21 protein-coding genes and 1 other RNA gene are annotated in these 21,462 nt (G+C 34.6%); 20 read left to right on the forward strand and 2 right to left on the reverse strand.

Annotation, left to right across the window (positions count from 1 at the left end; translation table 11 throughout):
• Nucleotides 1–61 precede the first annotated feature (61 nt).
• Together BOQ64_RS13715 and BOQ64_RS13720 are read left to right on the forward strand one after the other, a co-directional pair.
• Nucleotides 62–241: a quinol oxidase subunit 4 gene (locus BOQ64_RS13715; protein ID WP_129057397.1), complete on the forward strand. Its 180-nt coding sequence runs from the start codon at nucleotides 62–64 to the stop codon at nucleotides 239–241.
• Nucleotides 242–334: 93 nt separating this feature from the next.
• Complete coding sequence (locus BOQ64_RS13720; protein ID WP_228448375.1) at nucleotides 335–541, forward strand: hypothetical protein; 207 nt, start codon at nucleotides 335–337, stop codon at nucleotides 539–541.
• Between the two features lie 45 nt (nucleotides 542–586).
• Here BOQ64_RS13720 and BOQ64_RS13725 read toward each other — a convergent pair whose 3' ends face one another.
• Nucleotides 587–901, reverse strand: coding sequence for a DUF4286 family protein (locus BOQ64_RS13725; RefSeq protein ID WP_129057399.1), 315 nt, complete (start codon nucleotides 899–901; stop codon nucleotides 587–589).
• A 148-nt stretch (nucleotides 902–1,049) separates the two neighbouring features.
• On the opposite strand from BOQ64_RS13725, the gene gyrA reads away from it, so the two are divergent.
• The 6 genes from gyrA (at nucleotide 1,050) to BOQ64_RS13755 (ending at nucleotide 8,007) form a co-directional block, all read left to right on the forward strand.
• Entirely contained in the window at nucleotides 1,050–3,644 is a 2,595-nt protein-coding gene (gene gyrA / locus BOQ64_RS13730) for a DNA gyrase subunit A (protein WP_129057400.1), read from the forward strand.
• A 27-nt stretch (nucleotides 3,645–3,671) separates the two neighbouring features.
• Nucleotides 3,672–4,703: a tetratricopeptide repeat protein gene (locus BOQ64_RS13735; RefSeq protein ID WP_129059732.1), complete on the forward strand. Its 1,032-nt coding sequence runs from the start codon at nucleotides 3,672–3,674 to the stop codon at nucleotides 4,701–4,703.
• Between the two features lie 172 nt (nucleotides 4,704–4,875).
• Nucleotides 4,876–5,712, forward strand: coding sequence for a 1,4-dihydroxy-2-naphthoyl-CoA synthase (locus BOQ64_RS13740; protein WP_129057401.1), 837 nt, complete (start codon nucleotides 4,876–4,878; stop codon nucleotides 5,710–5,712).
• Nucleotides 5,713–5,786: 74 nt separating this feature from the next.
• Nucleotides 5,787–6,716 carry a 1,4-dihydroxy-2-naphthoate octaprenyltransferase gene (menA, locus tag BOQ64_RS13745; RefSeq protein ID WP_129057402.1) on the forward strand — a complete coding sequence of 310 codons (930 nt, stop codon included), beginning with the start codon at nucleotides 5,787–5,789 and terminating at the stop codon, nucleotides 6,714–6,716.
• A 17-nt stretch (nucleotides 6,717–6,733) separates the two neighbouring features.
• On the forward strand, nucleotides 6,734–7,180 hold the full coding sequence (locus tag BOQ64_RS13750; protein WP_129057403.1) for an SRPBCC family protein: 447 nt from the start codon (nucleotides 6,734–6,736) through the stop codon (nucleotides 7,178–7,180).
• Between the two features lie 140 nt (nucleotides 7,181–7,320).
• A complete protein-coding gene (locus BOQ64_RS13755) occupies nucleotides 7,321–8,007 on the forward strand; it encodes a metal-dependent hydrolase (RefSeq protein WP_129057404.1) in 687 nt (228 codons plus the stop codon).
• A 117-nt stretch (nucleotides 8,008–8,124) separates the two neighbouring features.
• On the opposite strand, the gene ffs is transcribed toward BOQ64_RS13755, so the two are convergent.
• An RNA gene (ffs, locus tag BOQ64_RS13760) (signal recognition particle sRNA small type) lies at nucleotides 8,125–8,222 on the reverse strand.
• A 131-nt stretch (nucleotides 8,223–8,353) separates the two neighbouring features.
• Between ffs and BOQ64_RS13765 the strand changes: the two genes are divergently transcribed.
• From BOQ64_RS13765 to BOQ64_RS13820, 12 genes are all read left to right on the forward strand, one after another.
• The gene (locus BOQ64_RS13765; RefSeq protein ID WP_129057405.1) at nucleotides 8,354–8,956 is read left to right on the forward strand and encodes a DUF4199 domain-containing protein; all 603 of its coding nucleotides are present in this window, start codon (nucleotides 8,354–8,356) and stop codon (nucleotides 8,954–8,956) included.
• Between the two features lie 16 nt (nucleotides 8,957–8,972).
• The gene (locus BOQ64_RS13770; protein ID WP_129057406.1) at nucleotides 8,973–9,923 is read left to right on the forward strand and encodes a glycosyltransferase family 2 protein; all 951 of its coding nucleotides are present in this window, start codon (nucleotides 8,973–8,975) and stop codon (nucleotides 9,921–9,923) included.
• A 132-nt stretch (nucleotides 9,924–10,055) separates the two neighbouring features.
• The gene (locus BOQ64_RS13775; RefSeq protein ID WP_129057407.1) at nucleotides 10,056–11,024 is read left to right on the forward strand and encodes a hypothetical protein; all 969 of its coding nucleotides are present in this window, start codon (nucleotides 10,056–10,058) and stop codon (nucleotides 11,022–11,024) included.
• Nucleotides 11,025–11,296: 272 nt separating this feature from the next.
• On the forward strand, nucleotides 11,297–12,553 hold the full coding sequence (locus tag BOQ64_RS13780; protein ID WP_129057408.1) for a DUF4280 domain-containing protein: 1,257 nt from the start codon (nucleotides 11,297–11,299) through the stop codon (nucleotides 12,551–12,553).
• A 5-nt stretch (nucleotides 12,554–12,558) separates the two neighbouring features.
• A complete protein-coding gene (locus BOQ64_RS13785; RefSeq protein ID WP_129057409.1) occupies nucleotides 12,559–13,500 on the forward strand; it encodes a hypothetical protein in 942 nt (313 codons plus the stop codon).
• Between the two features lie 61 nt (nucleotides 13,501–13,561).
• Nucleotides 13,562–14,191, forward strand: coding sequence for a hypothetical protein (locus BOQ64_RS13790; protein WP_129057410.1), 630 nt, complete (start codon nucleotides 13,562–13,564; stop codon nucleotides 14,189–14,191).
• A 79-nt stretch (nucleotides 14,192–14,270) separates the two neighbouring features.
• Entirely contained in the window at nucleotides 14,271–16,295 is a 2,025-nt protein-coding gene (locus tag BOQ64_RS13795) for a phospholipase effector Tle1 domain-containing protein (protein ID WP_129057411.1), read from the forward strand.
• A 49-nt stretch (nucleotides 16,296–16,344) separates the two neighbouring features.
• Nucleotides 16,345–16,632, forward strand: a complete 288-nt coding sequence (locus tag BOQ64_RS13800; RefSeq protein WP_129057412.1) for a hypothetical protein — start codon at nucleotides 16,345–16,347, stop codon at nucleotides 16,630–16,632.
• A gap of 28 nt (nucleotides 16,633–16,660) precedes the next feature.
• Nucleotides 16,661–17,698, forward strand: coding sequence for a DUF2931 family protein (locus BOQ64_RS13805; RefSeq protein ID WP_228448376.1), 1,038 nt, complete (start codon nucleotides 16,661–16,663; stop codon nucleotides 17,696–17,698).
• Nucleotides 17,699–18,071: 373 nt separating this feature from the next.
• Nucleotides 18,072–18,773 (forward strand): GIN domain-containing protein, encoded by a 702-nt coding sequence (locus tag BOQ64_RS13810; RefSeq protein WP_129057414.1) that lies wholly within the window; start codon nucleotides 18,072–18,074, stop codon nucleotides 18,771–18,773.
• 58 nt (nucleotides 18,774–18,831) lie between these two features.
• On the forward strand, nucleotides 18,832–20,547 hold the full coding sequence (locus BOQ64_RS13815) for a phospho-sugar mutase (protein WP_129057415.1): 1,716 nt from the start codon (nucleotides 18,832–18,834) through the stop codon (nucleotides 20,545–20,547).
• Between the two features lie 18 nt (nucleotides 20,548–20,565).
• Complete coding sequence (locus BOQ64_RS13820; protein WP_129057416.1) at nucleotides 20,566–21,462, forward strand: hypothetical protein; 897 nt, start codon at nucleotides 20,566–20,568, stop codon at nucleotides 21,460–21,462.

Raw genomic sequence — 21,462 nt, forward strand, 5'->3', positions numbered from 1 at the left:
TTAAACCATTTGGCCTGAACCTTGTTATAGAATATGTATTGAATTAGAAAAAGCAGAAATAATGAAAAATATGATTAAAATCACAGGAGCACTTATCGTAATGTTAATGATGACTTCATGTGTTGTTCATGATCACGGTAATGGACCTAAGAAAATTCCACCAGGACAGGCTAAAAAAATATATGGCGGAAGTGCAAAAGATTATGCACCCGGACAGGTGAAAAAGAGAGGTGGGTATTAAAAATAGATGAAAATCGGAAATTCCAACATCCTTTTTGGCATTAACCTTGATATATTTCGCTTCTAAGTTTGAAAAAGTGAAATAATGAAAAGTATGTTGAAAATTGTAACAGGAGGTGTAATAGCGATTGTGTTATCATCCTGTGTAGTTCATGAGAGAAGGGGAATGCCGCCTGGTCATGCAAAAAGAGTGTATGGAGGAAGTGCAAGATATTATGCACCCGGACAGGTGAAAAAAGTATATATCTATGACGATCGTGGTTATCATCACAGAGGCCGTGGTCACAGACATCACAGATAAAATAAAAAAGCACTGAAATTTTCAGTGCTTTTGCTTTGTCTACTATTACAGTCTCGATTTTTTCGGATTCAGAAGGGTATCGAAGATCAGTACTTCTTGCCCGAATTGAGCTTCAATTCGTTCTGCTATATTTTTCAATTCACTTTCAAGAAAATCATTTCTCAGTTCATCATTATCAAAGATCAGAAGAAGATTATAATTTTTTCCTTCATCAATATAGTCGCTGTGAACTTCAGATAAGATGTACTGGTTAACATCCATCAGATTTTCAGTCATTAAAATCAGGGTTTCATCAATATAATTTTCCCATTCTTCCAGATTATTTTTCGTGCAGTGGAAAGTTATACTTAATACGCTCATATTTTAAGAATTTTTAAGATTTTGTGGATAAATTCTAGCACAAAAATCGGCATTTTTTTCGTAAATTAGCCCGTTAATAAAAATTGGAAATAAATAATTTTCAGACTTTCAGCTAAAAGTCTGACTATCATTATAATAAAATTTGTTTATGCAAAAAGAAGGAGAAAGACTGATTCCTATCAACATTGTTGATGAAATGAAGTCGTCTTATATCGATTATTCGATGTCCGTTATCGTTTCAAGAGCGTTACCGGATGTAAGAGACGGCTTGAAACCCGTTCATAGAAGAGTACTTTATGGTATGTATGGATTAGGGGTTTTTTCGAATAGAAAATATTTAAAATCTGCGAGAATTGTTGGGGATGTTTTGGGTAAATATCACCCGCACGGAGACTCCTCTGTATATGACGCGATGGTAAGAATGGCCCAGGAATGGAGTTTACGTTATCCTCAGGTAGACGGGCAGGGTAACTTCGGTTCTATGGACGGTGACCCGCCAGCAGCAATGCGTTATACTGAAGCAAGACTGAAAAAAATCTCTGATGAGGTTCTTTCTGACCTTGATAAAGAAACTGTTGACTTCCAGAATAACTTTGACGACAGCTTACAGGAACCAACCGTAATGCCTACTAAAATTCCTAACCTTCTGGTAAACGGAGCTTCGGGTATTGCCGTAGGGATGGCAACAAACATGGCGCCACACAACCTTTCTGAGTCTGTAGATGCTATTTGTGCTTATATTGATAATAAAGACATTACTATTGATGAGCTAATGCAGCATATTATCGCTCCGGATTTTCCTACAGGAGGTATCATTTACGGATACGACGGAGTAAGAGATGCATTCCATACCGGAAGAGGTAGAGTAGTTCTGAGAGCGAAAGTTAACTTCGAAGAAATTGGAAACAGAAATGCTATTATCGTAACAGAGGTTCCTTATCAGGTAAATAAGGCGGAAATGATCGCCAGAACTGCGGAGCTTGTTAAAGACGAGAAGATTCCTGGTATCCACGAGATCAGAGACGAATCAGACAGAAAAGGACTTCGTGTTGTTTATGAATTGAAAAATGATGCGATCCCGAATGTAGTTCTGAACCTATTATATAAATATACAGCACTTCAGACTTCTTTCAGTGTTAATAACATTGCGTTAGTACACGGAAGACCGGAGCAGTTGAACCTTAAGGATATCATTCACCACTTTGTAGAGCACAGACATGAAGTAATCGTGAGAAGAACTCAGTTTGAACTTAAGAAAGCGAAAGAAAGAGCGCACATTCTTGAAGGCTTCATGAAGGTAATTGGAACTCAGGATTCTTTAGATAGAGCAATTTCAATCATCCGTCACAGTGCTAACCCTCAGGCGGCAAAAGAAGGCTTAATTGAAGCATTTGAACTTTCCGATATTCAGGCTCAGGCAATTCTGGATCTTAGATTAGCTCGTCTTACAGGAATGGAACTTGATAAGATCCGTGATGAGTACGATGCTATTATGAAAGAGATCGCTAATTTGGAAGATATCTTAGCTAATGAGCCAAGAAGATTCCAGATTATCAAAGACGAATTAATCGAAGTTAAAGAAAAATACGGTGACGAAAGAAGAACTGAAATTGATTACTCAGGAGGAGAAATGTCTATTGAAGACATTATTCCGAACGAATCTGTAGTTCTTACTATCTCTCACGCAGGATATGTTAAGAGAACTTCACTTTCAGAATATAAAATTCAGAGTAGAGGTGGTGTAGGTAACAAAGCAGCTACAACAAGGGATTCAGACTTCCTTGAATATATTGTATCGGCAACCAACCACCAATACATGTTGTTCTTTACAGAAAAAGGAAGATGTTACTGGTTAAGAGTATTTGAAATTCCGGAAGGTTCAAGAACCGCAAAAGGAAGAGCAGTACAGAACCTTATCAACATTGAACCGGATGATAAGATCAAAGCATATATCAGAACAAACAACCTTAAGGATTCTGAATATGTAAACCAAATGAGTGTAGTGATGGTAACTAAAAATGGTACCATTAAGAAAACGTCATTGGAAGCGTATTCAAGACCAAGAGTAAATGGGGTAAATGCTATTGAAATTAGAGATAATGACCAGTTATTAGGAGCTTACCTTACAAATGGTACTTCTCAGATCATGATTGCTACTAAAAATGGTAAGTGTATCCGTTTCCCTGAAGAAAAAGTAAGAGAAGTAGGTAGAGGATCTATCGGGGTTCGTGGTATTGCTATGGAGGACGATGATGAAGCTATTGGTATGATTGTTGTGAATGATGTGGAGAACGAAACAGTTCTTGTAGTATCTGAAAAAGGATACGGTAAGAGAACTGCAGTAGAAGACTACAGAATTACAAACAGAGGCGGAAAAGGAGTTATCACCCTAAATATTACCGAAAAAACAGGACATCTGATTGCTATTCAAAACGTAACAGACGAAGATGGATTGATGATTATCAATAAGTCCGGTGTTGCCATCAGAATGGGAATGGATGAAATGAGAGTAATGGGTAGAAATACACAAGGTGTGAAGCTGATCAATCTTAAGAAAAATGACGAAATTGCAGCTATTGCAAAAGTAGAAATGGATAAAGATGTAGAAGAAGATTCTGAAGAGATCGAAGGTATGGAAGATGCTGAAGGAGAAGTTCAGGAAGGAATGGAGTCTTTATTTGATAATCTTGAAGATGATAATGCAGCCCCTCAGGCTGAGGAGAATTCTGATTCTGAAGAATAAATGTACAATTAATATAAAATAGTTATTATGAAGAAACTAATTTTAGGTATGGCTATCGTAGCATCTGCTTTTGCTTTTGCGCAGAAGGGAGATGTAAATGCTAAGCTTCAGGCTACTAATAAAGAAGCCATGGATGCATACAATGCAAAAAATTATGCAGTTGCAGCCCCTAAGTTTGTAGAAATTTACGACTTATTGAAAGCGAATGGCCAGGATAACAAGATATATATGTATTATGCAGGACTTAGTCATGCATTAGCCAACAACAATGATCCGGCTATTAAAATATATACAGATCTTGTAAACTCAGGATTTACAGGAGTAGAAACTACTTATACTGCTAAAGAAAAGAAAAGTGGACAGATCGTACCATTAGATAAAACTACCTGGGAGCTTATGAAAAAAAATTCTGACTATTCAGATTTTAAAACAGAGCAGTCTGCAGGTGTAGAAGTAGATCTTTATGAAACTTTATCTTTATTGCTTCTTAATGCTAAAAAGCCGAATGAAGCTCTTGTAATTATTGAAAAAGGACTGGTTAAATATCCAAATAGTGCTAAGTTGAAGGAAAGCCAAACTACTGCTTATCTTCAGTCAGGAAATATGGATAAATTCGTTACCAATCTAAAAGAGCAGCTAGCAAAAAATCCTAATGATCCAACGAACTGGTATAATCTTGGGGTAATGCAGGCAAAAACACCGGCTACCGTTAATGATGCTTTAGAATCATTTAAAAAAGCAATTGAACTTAAGCCTGATTTTGCAAATGCTTATCAGAACCTTGTATATACTACAATTGGAGATGATTCTAAAGTTGTAACAGAAATCAATGCATTAAGAAAAGATAAGCCGGATGAAGCTACTAAACTGATTGATGCAAGAAAAGAAAGATTTGCTAAAGCTCTGCCTTTTGCAGAAAGCTGGTATAAAGTAGATCCTAAAAATATTGATGCAGTAAGTACACTAAAAGAAATTTATTTAGTAACTAAAAATCTGGATAAAGTGAAAGAAATGAAAGCTAAAGAAGCTGAGCTAAGCGCAGCTGCACCAGCAAAATAATCATTTTATAACTCAATATAAAAAGCCGAAACAGTAATGTTTCGGCTTTTGTTTTTAATAAAAATATCATTTATTATTGATTACTTATTACTCATCATTTATCATTGGTATTCAAAATTTCATCCCTGAAAATTCTCTGTAATTCCGTATCTTTGAGAAAAATTTTACCAAAATGATCGAGTGGAAAACCGCTAAGGAATACGATGATATTACCTATAAAAAATGCAATGGTGTAGCAAGAATCGCTTTCAACAGACCGGAAGTACGTAATGCTTTCAGACCAAAAACAACTTCAGAATTATATGACGCTTTTTATGATGCCTCAGAAGACCCTTCAATAGGAGTAGTTCTACTTTCAGGAGAAGGACCAAGCCCTAAAGATGGAGGCTGGGCTTTCTGTAGTGGTGGTGACCAAAAAGCAAGAGGTGAGCAGGGATATGTAGGAGAAGATGGAAGACACCGTTTAAATATTCTGGAAGTTCAGCGTCTGATCCGTTTCATGCCGAAAGTGGTAATTGCGGTAGTTCCGGGATGGGCTGTAGGAGGAGGACACTCACTTCATGTGGTTTGTGATCTTACTTTAGCAAGTGAAGAACACGCAATTTTCAAGCAAACAGATGCTGATGTAACAAGTTTTGACGGTGGTTACGGATCTGCTTACCTTGCCAAAATGGTAGGACAGAAAAAAGCCCGTGAAATTTTCTTTTTAGGAAGAAACTACTCCGCTCAGGAAGCTTTCGAAATGGGAATGGTAAATAAAGTTGTTCCTCATGCAGAATTAGAAGATACTGCTTATGAATGGGCACAGGAAATCTTAGGAAAATCTCCAATGTCTATCAGAATGCTGAAGTTTGCCATGAACCTTACAGACGACGGAATGGTTGGTCAGCAAGTATTTGCAGGAGAGGCAACCCGTTTAGCTTATATGACAGAAGAAGCTAAAGAAGGAAGAAATGCATTCCTTGAAAAAAGAAAGCCAAACTTCGGAGACGATCAATGGATATCATAACATTGGTGATGAGTAATAAATAATGAGGAATCCTTTTCATTACTTATTACCCATTGCCCATTACTTATAAATTTATGACTGATTGGATAAAAGCCGCAAGGCTCAGAACTTTACCGCTGTCATTAAGCGGAATTATTATGGGAGCTTTCATTGCAAAATGGAGGTTGTACAGAGAAGGTGGAACGTGGGATTGGAAAATTTTTGCACTGGCACTTTTAGTGACCCTTTTGTATCAGATTTTATCAAACTATGCCAATGATTATGGTGATGGGGTAAAAGGAACAGATGCAAAAAGGATTAATGAAGCCGAAGCAAGAGCTGTAGCATCAGGAAAAATTACTGCCAAGCAAATGAAAAATGCGGTCATTCTTTTCTCAGCATTATCTTTTGTGGCTACCATTGCGTTGTTATACGTTGCTTTCATTCCAGAGTATATGAATGAATTTTATACTTTCATAGGATTGGGAGTGGCTTGTATTTTAGCAGCAATCGGATATACAGTAGGGAAGAAGCCTTACGGATATATGGGATTGGGAGATATTTTTGTATTTATCTTCTTCGGATTGGTTTCCGTATGCGGAAGTTATTTCCTGTTTACAAAAACATTCAGCTGGGATATGCTATTGCCGGGAACTGCAGTAGGTATGATGAGTATGGCAGTTTTGAACCTGAACAATATGAGAGATATTGAAAGTGATAAACTATCAGGAAAGAACAGCTTTGCATTAAGAATCGGATTCAAAAATGCAATGATCTATGAAATGATCCTTTTGCAGCTTCCATTGGTATTAATCCTTATCTTTTTAGGAGTAAACGGATTTATACAGCAGCAAAACTACTATGTGTTCATCGTAATGATTCTGCTATTCCCATTAGCGAAGCTGAGAAGAAGCATCATGTCGGTAAAAGAACCAAAAGAATTAGACCAGTATTTAAAGCAGGTGGGAATCATGACGTTTGTAATGGCTATTCTTACGGCAGCCGGACTTAATTTATTTAACTAAATCTAAAAGTATTATATATGAGTTCCAATGTCTATGTTGAAGCACAAATGCTTATCAGAAAACCGATTGAAGATGTTTTTGAAGCATTCATCAATCCTGAAGTAACCACTAATTTCTGGTTTACAAAATCTACCGGAAAATTAGAAGAAGGAAAAACGGTAACCTGGGAATGGGAAATGTACGGCGTGAAAAACGTGGTCAACGTTCATCAGATTATTTCGAACCAACTGATTAAAACAGTATGGGGAGAACCTTCAGTAAACGTAGACTATGAGTTTAAAACCATGGAAAATGGGACTCTCGTTGTCATTAAGAGCTATGGATTCACTCAAACGGGTGAAGAGCTACTCAGACAGGTTAATGATAATACAGGCGGTTTTACGACTGTTTTAGACGGTTGTAAGGCATATTTGGAACATGGGATCAATCTGAGACTTATTGAAGATAAATTCCCGTCGAAATAGTTAAAGTAAACAAACAGCGCTTTGCGTTTTAAAAAATACAGATGGCACGAATGCTTTCACGAATATCACTAACCTCATTGTGTTATTTATGAAACTGTTTGAGTCATTTGTGTTTAATAATAATTGAAATTAAATTTACAATGAAAATACAATTCTTAGGGCAAAATTGTTTTCTGTTCACGTACAAGGACAAAACAATTTTAAGTGACCCTTTCTACAACTACAAAAAAGCGGAATCAAGTTTTGATATTACCGCTCAAAAAATCGATTACATTCTGTTGACCCATGCTCATGGAGATCATATTGCGGATGTAGCGGAAGTATTACAGCATTATCCGGAAGCAACTGTGATTGGTGTACCAGAAGTTTGCGGATACTTTACACAGGCTAAAAATACAGACGATGTGAACTTAGGAGGATCGGCAAAAATCGACGATCTTAAAATTTCCATGGTTCCGGCTCACCATACAAGTTCTTTTCCAGATGGAAGCTACGGTGGCGTTCCAGTAGGGTATATTTTCAGACTTCCTGAAGGTAAGAACATCTATTTGGCTGGAGATACAGGAGTAATGGCAGATATGGAGTTGTTTCCAAGATTATACGGGAATATTGACCTTTCTATCCTTCCTATCGGGAGCCACTACACAATGTGCCCGAGAAAAGCATCTTTTGCAGCAGCAGAATTATTAAAAACTCCAAAAGTAATCGGATGTCACTTTGATACATTCCCAGCCATTAAGATCAATCATGAAAGTGCATTAAAGCATTTTGCTGATAAAAATGTAGAACTTGTTTTACCAAAATTAGGAGAGACGTTCGAGTTTTAATCAATAACGGGAAAGAAGTAATCTGAAAAATTAGAAAAATGGAAATGATGCGTAAGGTATTAAAAACAAAAAAAGATAATTATCAAATTACCTCTCTTCTCACTTTAAACCAAAAAAAAATGGCAAGCTACCTAAATCACACCGCTACGACCGATTACCTTTGCTGCGTTCCCACCCTGGAGGATTCTCAGGAGCTGGTTGTTTAGGACTTGCCGTTGCAAAGGTAGGAAATATTTGTAAACTTCAAAACTTTATTAAAGAAAATTTGTTGAAAAAATGCAGTCGTAGAGCTAAATCGCTGACATATAGGGGGATAATTTTTCAACTTTTTTCTAAAAAATTTAACATGACGAAAAGTCCATCAACACTAGGAATTATACTTTTTATAGCTACAATGATCGTTTTCTTTGTAGTATATACTTTTTTCTCAGGAATTAACTATTTTGACATCTCATTGAAAGCCAACGCTTTCGTGTTGCCGATTCTATATGCCGGAGCTGCATTCTGGTCCGTAAAAACGTATTGGAACAACCATAGAGTGGTAACTTTTAAAGAAGCATTCAAAAGAGCATTCATTCCGATGTTCATCGGAGGAATTCTTTCGATTTTCAGTATTTATGCATTTTTGAACTTTGCAGATACGGATGCTAAAAAACTTTTGAACTACCAATATGTTCAAAGACAGAAGTCGGAATTGGATACAGAATATACTTCGGCGAGAAAAATTTTAAAGCATCAGAAAGATATTGACGAGCTGGATCAGAAGTATAACGAGAGGCTTCAGAGCTTCAGTCCGGAGGCTGTAAAAGGAAAAGATATGCTTACCGCAAGTCATTTTTCAGGATATTTTGCAGCAATTCTTATATTTTACGTAGTTTTGTCGGTGTTTTTCGGAGCATTTTTCAGAACAAGAAGTATCTATCAACCCGAAGAAACAAATCAAGACTAATTTTTATTAAAATTAAATGAACTTATCTATAGTTATTCCGTTACTGAACGAAGAAGACTCTCTGGAAGAGCTTTTTTCAAGAATTGATAAAGTCTGCCAAACCAGTAATTTATCTTACGAGATCTGGTTTGTAGATGATGGAAGTACGGATTTGTCGTGGAGTATTATTGAGAACTTAAAAGTACAGTATCCTCAGATCCATGCAATTAAATTTTCCCGAAATTATGGGAAATCTCAGGCACTTCATGCTGCTTTTGAAAGAACAAACGGAGATGTGGTTATTACCATGGATGCCGATTTACAGGACTTTCCGGAAGAAATTCCGGAGCTGTACAATATGGTAGTTCAGGATAATTATGATATTGTTTCCGGTTGGAAGAAGAAACGTTTTGACAATGTAATGACCAAAAATATTCCGTCAAAACTCTTCAATGCAGCTGCTAGAAAGGTTTCAGGAGTTTATCTTCATGACTTCAATTGCGGTTTGAAAGCTTACAAAAGACAGGTTGTGAAATCTGTAGATGTGTACGGAGATATGCACCGTTATATTCCAGTATTGGCTGCCAATGCAGGTTTCAGAAGAATTACGGAAAAAGAAGTACAGCATCAGGCAAGACCTTACGGAACTTCAAAATTCGGTACTGAAAGATTTGTAAGAGGATTTTTGGATCTGGTAACCCTTTGGTTTGTAAGTCGTTTTGGGGGAAGGCCAATGCATTTCTTCGGAGCAGTTGGAACTTTAATGTTTATCTTCGGTTTCCTTTCGGCACTTTGGTTAGGGGTTTCAAAACTGATTGATGTGGCAAGAGGCATTTATGGTCATTTAATCACCAATAATCCTTGGTTTTATATTGCTTTAACCATGATGATTATGGGGACATTGTTATTTGTAGCAGGATTCCTGGGAGAAATGATTATCAGAACAAACCGCGAGCATAAGAATTATAATATTGATGAAGTGATATAGTAAATTAAGACCACTGTATTTTATCAATTTAAAATTAAAATAATAAAATCCCTTAGAAAGTGTCAGGCTTTTTAGGGGATTTTTTTTTGATTCATTAATTTATTTTCCGATATTAGTATAAGATGAATAACCATGGAAAGTATTAGAATTAAAATAGAGAATCTGGCTGATTTAGATATTTTGTCTCAGCAATTTAATATCCCCAAGAAAGAGCTGATTGATTTTCATAATCAGCATTGTGCGTTGCATGAAATACTTCCAGATCATCTTCCAAAATATTTAAAATACCTTTATATTCCTGCAGATAAACAGAATCTATGGAAAAATAAGGATTTACTTGACTCCAGAATTGAACTTCCTGATACTCCTGCTGATCTTACTTATGGGGTACTGATAAAAGACCTGTCATCAGAAATTCAGATGTATTATCTTGTTGATATTCATAGAGGGAATGAAAACAGAACCTCTGTTACAAAAAGAAAGATGTATGTAAACGATCAGGAATTGGAACAGATGATGGAAAAACTGGCAGAAATGGCATCGGAAGCTCTTTATCCATTAGATTTTTCTTTGAAAAAAAACGGTAGTCCTGATAAAATTTTAAACGGAAAAGATATTCAGAAGCGTTGGAAGAAAGAATGTTTACCCAGAATAAAACAATATTATGTGGGAGCTATAGCCCATGATTTTATTGGGAAACTGGACCGTTTTTATGAATCCGTGGACGATGATCCTGCTGAACTTTATGCCAATATTTTTTATCCTGTTTTCTTTTTACCATTATATACTTCGTACACTGATTATCAGAAAACAGAATCTTTAAGCTTTTATTTTTCATCAATTGATGAATCTGTTTCTTACGATGCACAATTTTCATTGCAGAAAGTCTTTACAGAACATGATAAAATTTTAATTCACCTAAAAGGAGAGGAAAAAGATGATGAAGAAGTAGGAGGAAAAAGGGGATATCTGAACCTGGAATACAGACTTGACAAGAATACAAAATACATTTCTTCTGTTGAAGGAGAATTGTCAACTTTCTATCAGAATGGAGAAATAAAGATTTATATTGAAATTTATCAGCAGAAATCCTATATTTGATATACCAAATCATTAAAAATAGTTATCATGAAAACATTTTTTCTCTTCAAAAAAGCAAAACATACCTAAGTCTTATTGTTATTTTCTGTTGTTTAGAATTACAATTCTATCAGATTGAAAAAATTCAGTTGTATAATTTTTTTTTAATTCCTGATACTTTATTCAGGATAATTTTAAACCTTTTACACTGAATATTGGCCGTCTGTAATACCTTGATTGATAAAAAAATCAGGGGTAATATAATCATATACACTAAAAAACACAAAAATACAATGAGCGAGAAACATCTGGTATGCCAGGGTGCTGTCTGCCGTTGCGATTTCGGAACAACTACAGATAAGCTTATGGTGAAAACCCAAAGTAAACGGTACATCAACGATAAAGAAGGCAAGAAAAAGTTAATGGCAACTCATGTTGATATTGGTGCCACCTTTGAAAAAAACTCCTTCGGAAGCTGCAAAAAGCTGAATAATGGTCCCTGTGCTCCTGCTGTAACAAAATGGGACGGATTCTACGATCAGATCACCGTAGAGGATAATAATGGGAAAGCTCTTCTTGAAGATTCTAAAGCTACCTGTGCGGTAAGCAATGCTCCCAGTATAAAAATTGCATTTCACGGACAAACTGCCGAGCCTACCCAGCAGAATATAAATAATGCAAGGCCTGAGGTGCTGGCACAGCTGGTACCTTTGAAAGAAACAAAAAAGAATGGTTATTATTATAACTATGATGGAACATATGAAGGGAATATTAAAGGACAAAAAGAAGGGGCAGAAAATGATGTATATGTTTGCAAAGGAAAAGAAAAGGACACATTTACTGATGCGAAAAAATTAAAAATTACACATGATGATTTTATAAGTGTTGGTGATGTAGTATTTAAAGAAGCGGGAATGGATGATTTGATAGAGTTAAAATGTATAGCCTTCACCAGCTATAATAGATCTGTAAAAGCTGGTAAATCTTGGAAAACTATATTAGCTTCATCATATTCAAGTGTTCCTGATAAAGGAAATTTAAATGATACCAATGAGGAAAGTAAAGCAAATCATACAAGAATGGCTATGATTGCAGTACTTACAAATGAAAAAGACATTACAAATGGAGCAGAGTATTGGGATGGAACAGATTTTCTCGCATGGGGAGCTACTGAAGAAACACCATATAAAACAATAGGGCATGCTAAATTTAAACAGTATAAATTTATAGAAATTCCAAAAGCTATTTATGATAAATTTATTGCTGCACATAGTACACAATCTATTTATACCATAAAACCAAAAAATAAACATGATTCTAAAAAGGATCATGGAGAGCATGTACATTTTACTAAAAATGATAAAAATGGAAAGCCTGTAGATAAAGCAAAATATCCCATTCCTTCAGCTGTTTTTAAAGATTCTAAAAATTGGAAAACCGGTGATTTTTATTATGAAACAGGAGTTAAAGAACCTAATGGTATTTCTGGAACTATTACAGCAGGGGAAAGTATATTTTGGAAATTAACACCTAATAAATTACTTAAATAAAAATAATGTACTTAAGAAAAATTATAAAATATATTTTTATATTCCTATTCCAGCCTTTTTTATTAAGCCAATCTTATTATAATTTAGGGATAGCTGAAAATTATCAGGTTAAAGAAGTCAGAGCAGGAGATAAAACTTTAAAGGAAAAATATAATAAAACATTTTATTATATCTATACTTATGTCTACACAAAAGAAAAAGTAAAAGTATATACCACAAGCTCATCAGATCAAGCTGATAGTTTTGCATATACAAATTATAAGCTTAGTAAAATAGCAAATGATAAATTATTGCTTGAGATTGTAGGGGCAGATAATGAATCCCGGAAACTAGATATTAGTTTTATTGATAATAATCAATCGATAAATATAGACAAAAGTACATTTTTTCTTAACCAGGCATACTTTTCTTATTTAAAAAAAGAATTGTTGGATAATAGAAATATAAGTGAATTAATTGACCTGATTGATGACTTTTTGGAGGAAGATATTTTTAAATTGGAAAATCTGAAATATTTAAATTCAAAAAGTAAATATAAATATAAAAAATTCAGAATTTTAAATGTAAAAATGACCACTATAAATTCTCAAAATGAAAATATTAAGTCAGATTGGATAATTTCTTATACTTATAAAAATGGAATATTATTTTCTGTTGAACAGAAATCTAAAGACGAAACAAGATTTACGAAGCAATTAATAAAGAATAGAAATAATTTGGTTTCCTATAAAGTATATAGGGAAATAGACGAAAGGTTTTCTGATGATAAAAAAATAACTTTTGATATAAAACAAAACAAATATTCAGAAATTGGAACATATATCCAGTCTGGTGTAAATAAAGAAACCGATTATGAAAAAGCAATATATAAAAGTGTAACCTTCCCAGCAACAAAAGTAGAATTGGATAAAAATGAAATTATTAAAGTAATCTCAAAATTGAAGTAGATTGTTATAGTATAATGGAAAAATAGTAAAAAATGCAGCTAAAGCAATAAGTTATAATACTATGAAAGCGTTATACTTCTTTATGATATGTACCTTATTTTATTATTGCAAAAAAAATAATAAGTCTGAAACATTTCAAGCCTCAAAAAAAGAAGATACTATTTCTGCGCCGGCAGGATATCATCCAAAAGAGGAAAGTTGTAAGAAAGTGATGAAGGGATTTACCAGGAAATATTCTGTATTGCTTTCTAATTTTTATTCTCCGGAAAAAAGTTTGGTCTTCAATACCAAAGACAGTGTGATGATAGCCAAACCTTTTTATACTCAGGTTGACATTTATGGAGACTGTTTTCCTGAAGAAGCTTATGGAAGTTTACTTTTAGTATATAATAATTCTTCGCACAAAACAAATGGGTATAAAAATGCATTGTATGATGATGAGCCCAATACGTTTCAGGAAATATTATCGGAATCAAAAGGTTTTGTGATTTCTGCAGAAAGAGGAAACTCATCAAAAATATATGCAAAAGTTAAAGTTGTTTATAGAGGCAGTGATTTATATGTTGATAATATTCAATTGGAATCCTGGGGAATGAAACAGTATAAAAAGAAGTATGCATTTAAAAATTTGAAACTGGAAAATTATTCTGTAAAGATGATAGATTCTTTACAGATTGTTAGTGATAAATAAGAATAGGACAAGATAAGAAGGTTTTAAAACTGTCAGTAAAAGAAATAACTATTGGAAACCAATAAAAAACACATGTATTATGGTCATTATAGGAGATACACGCCCGCTTGCCAGTAAGAACTATACATATACAATAAGCGGAGCTACAGGAAAGCCAAAAGTAAAGCAATGGAAGGTAGAATATGCAGGTAAAGTACTTGCAACCAACACCAACGGCGTTTTTAATTTTAACCCTTCCATGGCCGGGAAAACAGTGAAACTGACCGCTGTGGTAGATATGCACGGTAAAGAAATGAATTATTTCATCAACCTGCAGATCCTTGCAGCAATGCCGGTTATAGAAGCACTGTATTGGCTGGATATGAATAATGAAAGAATCGGAAAACGTATCGTAGGCTATCTGGATACGGTAAAACTGGTTATCAAAACGAAAAATATTCCTGTCAATGATAAAATAAAGGTAACCATTTATGAAGATGAATATATTGACGGACATGATGAAGATTCCTCAAGAAATATGGGAACCTATGAGCCTTACGTAGATAAGAAAGGGTATGCTTATTTAACTTTTGATAATATAAAAGTCTATCAGAAAAAACTGAACAGCATGGATTATGTGGACGAAAGCGTTCACGAATTTTATGCTAAAGTGGTTTATAGCAACAAGATCAACCAAATAAAAGATACCATACAGCTTCAGGTAAAAAATGAACTCCGTAAGCTGGTACCGCCTAAGGTAGGGAGTAATCCTGTTGTAGTGGGGAAAACGGATTCTGTAAAGAAGGAGAACAAAACAGGTTTGGAATTTACTTTCGGCGTTTTTATCGATGGTACCCTGAATAATATGTATAATACAGAGTTGAAGCAGAAGTTTGGAAAAAAGCCACCAAAAAATACTACTGGTTTATTGATGAACAAGGAAGATGCCCAAAAAATTTATGATAAAAAAGGAGATAAAAAATATAAAGAAAGCAGTTATGAAAACGATTTATCCAATCCTGCCATATTATTTAAGAACTATACAATAGATAATATAAAAACTTTTAGAATATATACAGAAGGGATAGGAACAAACTCTGCACCAAAGGGGCAAGGTGATCATTTAGGGGTTGAAGATTATAAAAAAGATGATACGATGGAGGGGCCAGCTTTTGGAATGGGAAGTGCGGGTATTAAAGATAGAGTACGTAAAAGCATTGATGATGTAATGAAAAAGATTAAGCAAATGTCTACTGGGCAGATGAATGTTTATGTAAAAACAATTACATTTGATGTATTTGGATTTAGTAGGGGGGCTGCAGCTGCAAGACATTTTGTACACGTAGTAAAATACCCTGCTTATAAAGCTGAAACAACTTATACAACAAGTGAGTTTGGTGAAATGAAAAATATTAGAGCATGGGATGCGTTTGGATATCAATTACCTCAATCTTATGGCAAGCAGATGATGCCTGTTTATGGTTATTTAGGACAGTTGTTAAAAGAAGCTAGTTTGCTTGATGACCAGACTGTTATTAATGTTCGTTTTGTTGGTATTTATGATACGGTTCCTCACCACGGATTGAGGCAAAAGAATGATATTAAAGATTTAGGATTAAATGATGTTAATAAAGCTAACTATGTAGTGCATATGGTGGCTGCAGATGAACATCGTTATAACTTTGATCTTGTAGATATTTCCTCTGTAGCCAAAGTTTCTCCAGATAGTGGAAAGAAAGGTGGTATTGAACTGACTTATCCAGGGGTACATTGTGATGTGGGAGGAGCGTATGTTGAGGGAGATGGTAATACTCCATATAGAATAGATGTTGGAAGACTTAAAGGACCTCTTGAAGATTTACAAAAAGAAATTGTGGCTAAAGGATGGTTTAAAAATGATGAGATGTCAATACATTTTTATACCTCTGGCTTAATGTTGAGCTTAGCAAGAAGCTTTTATAGGTTGCAGGGCTCTAAAAAATATGTGAGTAACCAATACAGTTATATTCCACTCCATATCATGGCGGAGTTTTGTAAAAAAAGGATGTTCCTATGGATGATATTGCTTTACAAAAATTTAAAAGATTTACTGATAGTCCGGTTCCTGATAATATTAATTTTTTAAAGAAAATAAAAAAATATATTGGCAATATAGTTTTGAGGGAGGAAAGCCGTTGAAATTTGTAGAACCAAAGGTTTATACAGAGCCACCTATTGTTTATGCTACTGGAAGTCCACAAGCTACTCAATATAAATTGGAATGGGAAAAAAGACAAAAAGAAGGACAAATAAAATTAGATGCAGAAGTAGAAAAAGATAATTATGATATTAAAAAGTTAAGATATCATTATCTTCACTGGAATTCTTCTTATGGTTCTTCGGAAGAAAGTTGGGGGTCATTCCTCTCAGATAAGAATAAACCTAATATGGTCAACGGAAAAAGAAAAAGAGATGTACATTAATATAAAACTAATATGGGTATTCATATCAATGATGATAATATCTGGATGTGTAAAAAAAGAGCAAAAACAAAATGATAAAAAAGATATGAAGGGAACAGCATTTTCTTACATGGTTACGGTCTCTGCTCCAAAGGGATATCCCATAGAGGTACACGAAGGCTGGTTATCTAATAAAGATAAAAAGCTAATTTGCGGAATACCAAAAGCTGGTCACACAACAGGAAGTTGGGAATATGATGGTGTTGAAGCTGGCCAGGGAGGAAATGAAATACCTACTCGTCTTAATCTTACCTATGTAGCATATGCGGAGAAAAAGTTTTATACTGTAGATGCAGATTTACCATCAGATAAGATTTTGGGAGAATTCCGAAAAGGTTTCTCATTGGTGGAAGTCCCCAACAGTCAGAATATTTATACGGATGTTAAGCAGGGCACTTATGATACCTTTACAGTAGGGGCTGCTCCAGGCGGTGTAATAGTTGTATGGTTGTCGGCAGGGCATCATAGAGTAGAAATATGCAGGTTACAGGCTAAAGAAGTTTTTGTGGATAAAAATGATTTTATGGGATTTGTGGATAAAAAGGAAAGCCAACAACAGTTCTATGATGATCTTTACAAGATCATGATTAAAGATAGTGCTAGAACTGAAATTGATAAAAATGGCATTCCTTTCGGTCTTTGGGATCAGTATCGCACTAAATACAAATATCGTTTTATTTTAAACCCTTATGACGAAAAAGATAAGATAGTTTTTGAGTCTATACGCTACTATAATGGAGAAGCAACAATATATTATCCCCAGGATCTGGCTAAAGTTAATTATATAGCGGCAGCCCTTCCTTATAATGCAAGTATTTCCTTTACAAAATACAATACAGATATCTTTTTTGATGATAAAGAACTGATGAAGATCTTTGAAAGCTTTAAACAAAAGTATCCTGATAAACCTATAGATATTGTATTGGTACCTACATTTATGTATAATGAAATTAATTTATATGCAGAATGTAATGGAGAAAAAATTAAATTGGAAAAAGCAAAAGTAGCTAAGATCTGGGGTGGTTAGGATGAAGATGAAAATGACCGGAAAATTATATTGTCGATGAGGTTTATATGAAGATTGCTTAGTAAAGTCTAGTAGATCAGAATCCATTTTTCAATTAAACTTAACATCATCATTATAAAATAAAAACATCCATTCATCGGATGTTTTTTTATTGATATTTACATAAAATAGAAACAGGATAAAAGAATCAAAAGTAAAATACAACTTCTTAGTAAAAAGCAAAAAATTGAAAATTATCAGGTATTTTATTGCCAAAAGACAAAGATTTTTAGAAATTTTAATCCTATTTTTGTTAAAAGATATTCTTGAAAGCCCGGAAAACTTTCAAGGAAGCAGATCATAATGATCATCAGTAGAATATTTAAAATTAAATATGAAAAAAGTACTTTACACATTGATGCTGGTTGCAGTAGTTTCCTGCGGGAAAGTTTCCCCAAAAGGAAATATTGAAAAGAAAGATGTGGACGTTCCGGAATTTGTAAATCTGGATCTTAGCGGAAAATTCCGTGTATTTTATGCCAGAGGAGAAAAGAACTTCGTGGAAATAGAAACCTATCCTAACGTAGCCAGTAACCTGGATGTGGATGTAAAAGATAAAACCTTGTTCATCAAAGAAAAAAGAGGAACAAAAGGGGTAGATTTCTATAATGTAACCATTTATTCAAAATATAATCTTGAAAAAGTAGCCGTTTCAGATTCAGTAGAAGTAAATATTTCAAGCGAAATTAAAACCGATAATTTCAGACTGAATATGAAAAACAATGCAAGCTTCATGGGATCTGTCAATACCAGAAGAGCAGAAGTGGAAATGTATAACAGAAGCCGTGCAAACTTCTTAGGATTATCCAAAGATGCCGTGATAAAAATTTCTGATACGGCAAGTCTCATTGCTCCTTACTGGAAAATTACCAATCTGAATATCGATTCTAAAAATGGAAACTATGCTGAGGTGAATGTAAAAGACTCTTTAAAAGGGAATATTCAGAATACTGCAAAATTTATCTACTATAATGATCCGATCAGAGCATTTAAAGTAGAAAAAACAACAAAAGTTGAAAACAAAAAACTGGATTAAAAACAGTATTATTTTAAAACTATGAACTTTACAAACTATAAAAGAACAACGTACAAATATGAACACATTAGAAAAAGCGAAACTTTGGTTAAGTGAGACCTTCGATGAAGAAACGAGAAAGGCAGTACAGGCATTAATCGACAGCAATTCCCCGGATCTGGAAGATTCTTTCTACAGAGAACTGGAATTCGGAACAGGAGGAATGCGTGGAATTATGGGAGTAGGAACCAACCGCTTAAATAAATATACACTAGGACAGGCAACTCAGGGATTAGCTAACTATATGCTTGAGCAGTTTAAAGGAGAGGAGATCAAGGTGGCCATTGCCTATGATGTGCGTCACAATTCAAAAGAATTTGGAAAACTGGTAGCAGATGTTTTAACAGCAAACGGAATTAAAGTATTGCTTTTCAAAGATCACAGACCAACTCCTGAACTTTCTTTCACGGTTCGTGATAAAAAATGTAACGGAGGAATCGTATTAACGGCTTCTCACAATCCACCAGAATATAACGGATACAAAGTATATTGGAATGACGGAGCTCAGATTGTTCCGCCAAATGATGAAGCCATCATCAAAGAAGTATATTCTGTGAAATTTGAAGAAATCAAGTTCAACGGAAATGATGATCTGATTGAATGGATTGGAGAAGAACAGGATGACGTATACATTGATGCATGTATTGAAAATTCTACTTACCAGAACGAAGGAAAAGAAAACTTAAATATTGTTTTCACTTCTATCCACGGTACAACTTATACTACAATTCCTAAAGCATTAGCAAAAGCAGGGTTCAAGAAAGTAGACCTTGTGAAAGAGCAGATGATCCCTAGCGGAAATTTCCCTACAGTAGAATCTCCAAACCCGGAAGAACCAGCTGCGTTGGAAATGGCGATGGATCTTGCAAAAATTACCAATGCAGACATCGTTATCGGAACAGACCCGGATGGGGACAGATTAGGAATTGCGGTAAGAAATCTTGATGGTGAAATTCAGTTATTGAATGGTAACCAAACCAATACGATCCTTACTTATTATATCCTGAACGAATGGAGAAAACAGGGAAGAATTACCGGAAAAGAATTCATTGGTTCTACCATCGTTACTTCGGATATTTTCTATGATATTGCACAGAAATTCGGTGTTGAATGCAAAGTAGGTCTTACAGGATTCAAATGGATCGGAAAAATGATCCGTGAAGCAGAAGGAACTCAGAAGTTTGTATGTGGTGGAGAAGAAAGTTTTGGTTTCATGACAGGAGATTTCGTTCGTGATAAAGACTCTTGTGGAAGTATTCTTCTGGCTTGTGAAATTGCAGCTTGGTGTAAAGCTAATGGCAAAACAATGTATCAGTACATGATTGAGATCTATGAAGATCTGGGAATGTATTTTGAAGGATTAATCAATATTGTAAGAAAAGGAAGACAAGGTGCTGAAGAAATTCAGGATATGATGAAAAACTTCCGTGAAAACCCACCAAAAGAATTAGCTGGTTCATTAGTAGAAGTCGTAAAAGACTTTAAAGAACAGACAAGTCTTACCATTTCATCAGGAGAGAAGGCCGTAATGAATGAAATTCCACAGTCTAACGTATTAATTTACTATACTCAGGACGGAACTAAAGTTTGTGTAAGACCTTCAGGAACAGAGCCTAAAATTAAATTCTATGTTTCAGTAAAAGATGCCATCTCTTCTGAAGCCGATTTTAAAGATAAACTGAAATCATTGGAAGCTAAAATTCAGGCAGTTAAAACAGACTTAAATCTGGATTAATAATCTGATAAAACAACCATGATTAAAAGAATTATAGCAGTTTACATACTGTCTGTAGCTGTAGTTTCCTGTAAAAAGGAAACTGCGGTTTCTGATGTAAAGCCTGCAAACGACTCAATCGCTAAAAACGAAACCAAAGAGGATCAGTACAAACCCATTGATACAGCTTGTTCTTCGGAAAATAAAACAGAAGATTATATTACAGCTTTACAATGGTACCGTACTAAAATAGACAGAGAGATTGCAGGAAACAGTCCGGAGAAGAACAATAAAGTGTACGAAGATTATTTGAAAATAAGAGAGAAATACACTGATTGTTTAAATACTTCCCAAGCTGAGGTACTTGACAAATATGTTGATTATCATACAGGACCGGATACCTATAATTTGCCGGATAACATAAAGAAAATAGCTGCCGAACTGAATAAAGCAGGTCTTGAATTCCGCGAAATGGGTGAAGGACTTACAGAAATTCATTCTTTGCCGGGATATTATGAATCTGTTTTCAAAAATAAGATAACTCCTGATTATACTGCCTACATCTCACAGATGGCAAAAGATAATAAAGAGAATTATGCTGTGAATGGAGGACTGTTAATTACCTGGGAAGAGCTGGGAGATCGATTGATCGAGTGGGAGAATTTTATAAATAAATTTCCTAAAAGCCCATTAATAAAGAAAGCAAAAGAAAATTATCACAATTACTTGCTGGATTATCTCCTGGGGATGGATAGCGATCGGATTTATGATAGTGAAGAAGGAAAAATTTATGATGATAAAAGAGAAGCATACAATGCACTCATCAAAAAATATCCAAACTCTGCTACTGCAAAAAAAACTAAAGAACTAATAGCCGCCTATGACTCCCACATACCTGTGGATCAAATAGAAAACAAAATTAATCTGAGTAGATAA

The organism is Chryseobacterium sp. CH25, assembly GCF_004119455.1.
Taxonomy (GTDB): domain Bacteria; phylum Bacteroidota; class Bacteroidia; order Flavobacteriales; family Weeksellaceae; genus Chryseobacterium.